At 38.2% G+C, this 7,113-nt stretch carries 5 protein-coding genes; 3 read left to right on the top strand and 2 right to left on the bottom strand.

What is annotated here, in order from left to right; genetic code table 11:
• Window positions 1-365: 365 nt before the first annotated feature.
• Window positions 366-1,454: a cell division protein ZapE gene (gene zapE, locus J8L70_RS06025; protein ID WP_211054634.1), complete on the bottom strand. Its 1,089-nt coding sequence runs from the start codon at window positions 1,452-1,454 to the stop codon at window positions 366-368.
• A gap of 154 nt (window positions 1,455-1,608) precedes the next feature.
• Here zapE and J8L70_RS06020 point away from each other — a divergent pair, with 154 nt between their 5' ends.
• The 3 genes from J8L70_RS06020 to J8L70_RS06010 all read left to right on the top strand — a co-directional run bounded on the left by J8L70_RS06020 (window position 1,609) and on the right by J8L70_RS06010 (window position 4,747).
• Window positions 1,609-2,052: a YhcB family protein gene (locus J8L70_RS06020; RefSeq protein WP_211054633.1), complete on the top strand. Its 444-nt coding sequence runs from the start codon at window positions 1,609-1,611 to the stop codon at window positions 2,050-2,052.
• 152 nt (window positions 2,053-2,204) lie between these two features.
• Window positions 2,205-3,557: a Do family serine endopeptidase gene (locus J8L70_RS06015; protein WP_211054632.1), complete on the top strand. Its 1,353-nt coding sequence runs from the start codon at window positions 2,205-2,207 to the stop codon at window positions 3,555-3,557.
• A 110-nt stretch (window positions 3,558-3,667) separates the two neighbouring features.
• Window positions 3,668-4,747 (top strand): trypsin-like peptidase domain-containing protein, encoded by a 1,080-nt coding sequence (locus tag J8L70_RS06010; RefSeq protein ID WP_211054631.1) that lies wholly within the window; start codon window positions 3,668-3,670, stop codon window positions 4,745-4,747.
• 1,101 nt (window positions 4,748-5,848) lie between these two features.
• On the opposite strand, the gene murA is transcribed toward J8L70_RS06010, so the two are convergent.
• Entirely contained in the window at window positions 5,849-7,108 is a 1,260-nt protein-coding gene (gene murA / locus J8L70_RS06005; RefSeq protein ID WP_211054630.1) for a UDP-N-acetylglucosamine 1-carboxyvinyltransferase, read from the bottom strand.
• Window positions 7,109-7,113: the final 5 nt, after the last annotated feature.

Genomic DNA, 7,113 nt, shown 5'->3' with positions numbered 1-7,113 from the left:
TCAGCAAAGCGCAGCGTCTCTAAAGCGAAGCGCCTCTTTGTGCAATTATGTCTTATAACTTGCTTTAATAACTAAAAAACAAAGCCATTACTCACAAAGAGAAGAAAATGAGGGTAAATGAGAAGACAAAAAAGACTAAAAACCAAACGCTCTAATTACTAAGTCACTACTCTAAAGCGTAGCGTCTCTAAAGCGAAGCGCTTCTTTGTGCAATTATATCTTATAACTTGCTTTAATAACTAAAAAACAAAGCCATTACTCACAAATAGAAGAAAATGAGGGCAAATGAGAAGCCCCAAAACCAATACACATAACTAAATCACTTATCTAAGCCTGCTTGTGCAGCGTTGTCTTAATCACTCAAGCTAAACTAAGTGCTCTTTAGCTAAATAATCAAGAGACTGCATTTCTTGCAAACGACTAATACAACGCTTAAATTCAAAATTTAAGTTACCTTGGGTATATAGTTCGGTGATCGGTTTTTCAGCCGAAATAATTAACGTTACATTACGCTCGTAAAATTCATCAACTAATGCAATAAAACGCCTTGCAGCATCATCATTTGCCTGCCCTAATTGTTTTACGTTAGATAAAATAACCGTATTATATAAACGGCTAATTTCCATATAGTCAACTTGGCTACGTGCAGTTTCGCATAATTCGCTAAACTCAAACATCACAACACATTTAGCTACTTTGCGGGTGTTAATTAAACGCCCTTCTATTGTAATAGGCTTATTTAACTCACCGGCTTCAGGTGATAACTTGTCAAAATACTCAAATAAATTCGCATCGGCTTGCTGATCAAGTGGGCTGTGGAATATTTCGGCTTGCTCAAGTGTGCGCAAACGATAATCAATGCCTGAATCAACATTAACAATTTCGGTATTTTCTTTTACAAGTGTAATCGCCGGCATAAAACGAGCTCGTTGTAAGCCATTACGATATAACTCATCAGGTACAATATTTGATGTAGCAACTAATACAATACCTCTTGCAAATAAGGCTTCCATTAAACCACCTAATAACATTGCATCAGTAATGTCTTGAACAAAAAACTCATCAAAACAAATTATATCTGTTTCGCTTTTAAAAATATCCGCAATGATTTCTAGTGGGTTAGCTGTATTATTTAACTTTTTCAGCTCATCGTGAACCCGATGCATAAAACGATGAAAGTGTACTCGCATTTTACGTTGTCCGGGCAACGACTCATAAAATGTATCAACTAAATATGTTTTACCACGCCCTACTCCACCCCAAAAATATAAACCTTTAATTAAATTTGGTTTATCTTTATTAAATAGTTTTGCAAAAAGGCCTTTAGGCTTAGCAGGAGCTTGCGTTAAATCATCATATAAACGTTGTAAATGCCGTACTGCATTTTCTTGTGCTGCATCATGAACAAAGTCATCACGTTTTAGATCTTGCTGGTAAGTTTGCCAAGGAGTCATATTTAATTACATTTAAACATAGTTTAATTTGCTTAACATATTAACACGCATCTTAACTCGGGGTATATTACCTAACATAGTTTTGTATCAAATACATTTGATACAGTTTTTTGAATTTCGTATTCAGTTGTTATTTTCCCAAAGGGGTATAATTATGGGCACCATTACGTGGGTAGGTTTAATTATTATTGTTGCTGTTGTAGCATTTTTATTAGGTGCGTACATTACTAAAAAGCAATTTAAACAAGATGAATTAGAACAACAGGCTAAGCAAGCTGAACATGCATTAGATCAATATCGCCAAGATGTTGCTGATCATTTAGCAAGTACAGGAAAATTAGTGTCTAAAATGAAAGATAACTATGACCAATTACTCAGCCATGTAGAAGAAACCAATCAATTATTATTAACCGATAAAAAAGATGCTCCGGCCGAGCCTTACTTTTCTAAAGAAACAACCGAGCAACTACAGGCATCTCTAAAAGAGCGACAAAGCGACCGTTCATCAGCGCAAGCACAGCCTGCTGATTATGTTTCGGGTGAATCGGGTTTATTTGTTGGTACTAAAAAAGAATCTGAATCAGCTAAAGCATCATAATATTTCAGAATATTCTAAACATACTTGATGAACTTTTTTTTAACCCCATAGTCTTTAGGTATAACAGCTTTGTTATTTATCTATATATTTTTAGGGCTGCTTATTGCAGCCCTTTTTCGTTTTTGCTTTTTCAATTGGAGTAAACCCTGACTATGAAAATGAAATTAACACTCATCAGTGCCGCTATTTTTTCAACTAGCCTATTATTAAGTCCTGTCGCTTCTTATGCAAAAATGCCCATTGCCGTCAATGGACAGCAACTACCCACTTTAGCCCCTATGTTAGAAGAAATTTCTGCGGGTGTAGTGAGTATTCAAGTTTCAGGCTCTAAAGAAGTACGTCGAAGATCAAACCCGATGGATTATTTTTTTGGCAACCCACAACCTCGCAGTCAAAAACGTCAATTTAGTGGTTTAGGTTCAGGCGTTATCATCAATGCTGACGAAGGGTATGTCGTCACTAACAACCATGTCATTCAAGATGCCGAAAAAATGGTCGTAACACTTGAAGATGGTCGAGAATTCGAAGCAACTAAAATCGGTACCGATAAAGAATCAGATATCGCTCTATTGCAAATAGATGCCGATGATTTAACTGAAATTAAACTCTCTAATTCAGATAATTTAAGAGTGGGTGATTTTGCTGTAGCCATTGGTAACCCATTCGGTTTAAGTCATACCGTAACCTCTGGCATTGTCAGTGCTTTAGGTCGTAGTGGCCTTAATATCGAAGGCTATGAAGACTTTATTCAAACCGATGCAGCAATTAACCAAGGTAATTCAGGTGGTGCACTGGTTAACTTAAATGGCGAACTTATTGGTATTAACACGGCTATTTTAGGTGCCTCAGGTGGTAACGTCGGTATTGGTTTTGCAATCCCATCTAATATGATGAAAAACCTTGTAGACCAAATTATTGAACATGGCGAAGTACGCCGTGGTTCATTAGGCATTTCTGGTCGCCCACTAGATGCTGGGCTTGCAAAAGCTCAACAGCTCGATGTAAAACAAGGTGCCTATGTAATGCAAGTTATGGATGATACAGCCGCAAGTAAGGCAGGTATTAAGGCCGGCGATGTTATCACTAGCATAAATGGCAGTGAAATTAGCGGTTTCCACGAATTACGCAGTAAAATAGCAACACTAGGTGAAGGTCGAAAAATTAAACTCGGTATTTACCGCGACGGTAAAGTTAAAACAGTCAGTGTTACCCTCGACGGCGCAGCAGGAATAAAAGCAGCAGGTGAAGAATTACACCCTGCGTTCCAAGGCGCAGAGCTTGAAAATGTACAAAAAGGTGGCAGTAAAGGTGTTGAAGTCACCTCTGTCGACCCTCGTTCACCTTCAGCACGTGTAGGATTAGAAGAAGGGGATATTATTATGCAAGTAAACCGTCGTCGTGTAGAAACAATTCGCGATATGAATAAAATCATAGAAGATACACAAGGCAATATTGTTTTAGCGGTTAAACGTGGACGAGAGTCAATTTTCGTATTAATCCAATAAAATTTAGCTTTTTATTATAATTTGATACAAAAAAAGTAACAGTGGCACTTGCCGCTGTTATTTTTTTTATGCCATCATTAAGCAAATATACAACTTATAATAAGAATCCTGTGCTTAAACTACTAAAATTTGTCTTACCTCCTTTATTTGCTGGCCTTGGCATTGCATTTTTAGTTGTTTTTTTTAACCCCAGTATGCGAGCCAGTATATTACCTAATGTCCCTCTTACCGTAATGTCCTCAGCTCATCTAAGCTTTTCTGATGCAGTAAAAAAAGCCGCCCCTTCAGTCGTAACAATTATATCTGAGAGCATTTCGAAAGAACCAAGGTATAAACGCCAAAATACAGTAAAAGAACTCGGCTCAGGTGTTATCATGTCTCATGACGGTTATATATTAACTAACTATCATGTGATAAATAATGCCGATCAGATTTTAGTTATGCTTGCTGACGGAAGACGATTTTTTGATGTACAGCTAATCGGTTTCGATACCATCACCGATTTAGCATTATTAAAGATAAATGCAGAGCACTTGCCCACGATCCCTATTAATGATGATTATTACCCTCACGTAGGCGATGTGGTGTTAGCTATTGGTAACCCTTTAAATCTTGGCCAAACCATTACACAGGGTATTATTAGCGCAACAGGTAAACAAAAAATTACCGACAGCTCATATAATAATTTATTACAAATGGATGCTGCTATTAATGTTGGTAATTCAGGTGGCGCATTGGTTAACTCAAATGGCGATTTAGTCGGTATCACCTCAGCGCAATTTAAAGCGCGAGAAGATTTAAATATTCAAGGAATATTTTTTGCTGTGCCGTATTCTTTAGCTAAAAAAATCATGAAAAAATTAATTCGCCACGGACGTGTAGTGCGTGGTTATTTAGGCTTTGAAGGTATTGCAGTAGATAGTACGGGCAAAGAAGTAAGCGACAGTCTAACAGCAGTTACAGGCATGCGTATTAGAAACTTAGATCCCCTCGGCCCAGCTTGGCAAGCGGGTATAAAAGATCAAGACATTGTGACAAAAATAGCTGGATTAAGCGTATCAAACCCACAAAAAGTACTCGAAACAATAGGCAATACTGAACCAGGAAAAGAAATTGAGTTTGAGCTATACCGTAACGGAAAAATAGAAAAAGTGATGGTAACGGTTGCTGAATTAGAAACTAAGTTATAAATACCTTACAAGTATTGTGTATAAACACGTGAATAAAACAACACCACAATACTGAATCACAGCTCTTAAGCGACTATATTTTAATTACTTAAAAACCAAAGACAAAAACCATTGCTCACAAAGAGCAGCAAATGAGAAGCCTAAAAACGATTCAGTTACTAAATCACTTCTCTAAAGCGCAGCGTCTCTTTGTGCATAAATGTCTTAATCACTTAACGACTTAAAAACCAAAGACAAAACCATTGCCCACAAAGAGAAGCAAATGAGGGCAAATGAGAAGCCAAAAACACAACTAAATCACTAAATCACGACTCTAAAGCGCAGCGTCTCTAAAGCGAAGCGCCTCTTTGTGCAAATAATCGCTTAATTACTTAAAAACCAAAGACAAAACCATTGCTCACAAAGAGAAGAAAATGAGGGTAAATGAGACGTGAAAAACACCTTCTAGTCACTGAATCACTACTCTAAAGCGCAGCGTCTCTTTGTGTAAATAATCACTTAACTACTTAAAAAACAAAGACAAAACCATTGCCCACAAAGAGAAGCAAATGAGGGTAAATGAGAAGCCAAAAACACAACTAAATCACTAAATCACTACTCTAAAGCGCAGCGCCTCTAAAGCGAAGCGCCTCTTTGTGCAAATAATCACTTAATTACTTAAAACCAAAGACAAAAGCCAATGCTCACAAAGAGCAGCAAATGAGGGTAAATGAGAAGCCAAAAAACGATTTAGTTACTGAATCGCTTCTCTAAAGCGCAGTGTCTCTAAAGCGAAGCGCCTCTTTGTGCAAATAATCACTTAATTACTTAAAACCAAAGACAAAAGCCAATGCTCACAAAGAGCAGCAAATGAGGGTAAATGAGACGTGAAAAACACATTCTAGTCACTGAATTACTACTCTAAAGCGCAGCGTCTCTAAAGCGAAGCGTCTCTTTGTGCATCAATAGCTAATCACTTGCTTTAATAATAAAAAAGCGATGCTCACAAAGCGAGTTATATAAAAGGGGAAAGGGAGCGTTAAAATAACGAAACACGTTTATAACGTGTTTTGTAGGTTAGCTCCTTTAACCTACAAAAATATATTAACAGTTAAGCATCGCTTAACTAGAGCGGCGTTTAATATTTGCGCCTAATGCACTGAGCTTGTCTTCAATGCGTTGATAACCTCTATCAACATGGTAAATACGATCAACAACCGTTTCACCCTGCGCCACAATACCTGTGAGTATTAAACTTGCAGAAGCACGTAAATCGGTAGCCATTACTTGCGCTCCGGTTAAGCTTTCTGTATCACCACAAATAGCAGTATTACCCTCTAAGCGAATATTTGCTCCCATACGCTGTAGTTCAGGTACATGCATAAAGCGGTTTTCAAAAATAGTCTCGGTAATGGTCGCACTCCCTTTAGCAACCACATTCAATGCCGTAAACTGCGCTTGCATATCGGTTGGGAAACCTGGGTGTGGGGTCGTTTTAATATTTACCGCTTTAAGTTCACGATTACGCATATCAAGATAAATACTATCGTCGTTCACTTCAAGTAACGCATTAGTCGCACGTAACTTCTCAATCACAGGCTCTAATGAGTGAAAGTCAGTATTTTTACAAAGTACTTCGCCACCCGCCATCGCTGCTGCAACTAAAAATGTACCTGTTTCAATTCGATCAGGTAAAATACTATGCTCACAACCCGCTAAGCGCTCTACACCTTCAATTTCGATACGACTTGTACCGGCTCCTGAAATAATAGCGCCCATTGCAATTAAGCAATTCGCTAAATCGGTTATTTCTGGCTCTCGTGCTGCATTTTCAAGTACGGTTTTACCATCGGCAAGAGTCGCGGCCATAAGTAAGTTTTCTGTAGCGCCAACACTCACCATTTCCATAAAAATTTCAGCGCCTTTTAAGCGCCCTTCTACGGTGGCATTAATATAACCATTTTCAACATTTATTTGCGCACCCATGCGCTCTAAACCTTGAATATGAATATCAACGGGGCGAGCTCCAATTGCACAACCACCAGGAAGAGAAACTTGCGCTTCACCAAAGCGAGCAACTAATGGACCTAAAGCTAAAACAGATGCACGCATTTGTTTTACTAACTCATAAGGTGCAAGTGTTTTATTAACACACGATCCGTCAATAACTAAACTATCACCATGCCATTGGCAATCGGCGCCTAAGGTTTCTAATAGCGCCTCTGTGGTTACAATGTCACGCAGGCGTGGCACATTTGAAAATGTACTTTTACCATCAGCAAGTAAGCTGGCAAATAAAATTGGTAGCGCCGCATTTTTTGCGCCCGAAATGGTCACTTCACCTGCAAGCGTAGTACCACCTTGTATTACAAATTGATCCATTTAAG

The sequence above is a fragment of the Pseudoalteromonas sp. MMG010 genome, from assembly GCF_018100905.1.
GTDB lineage: Bacteria > Pseudomonadota > Gammaproteobacteria > Enterobacterales > Alteromonadaceae > Pseudoalteromonas.
Note: the sequence above shows the minus strand (reverse complement) of the source record. Positions and strands in the feature narration are given on the sequence as shown.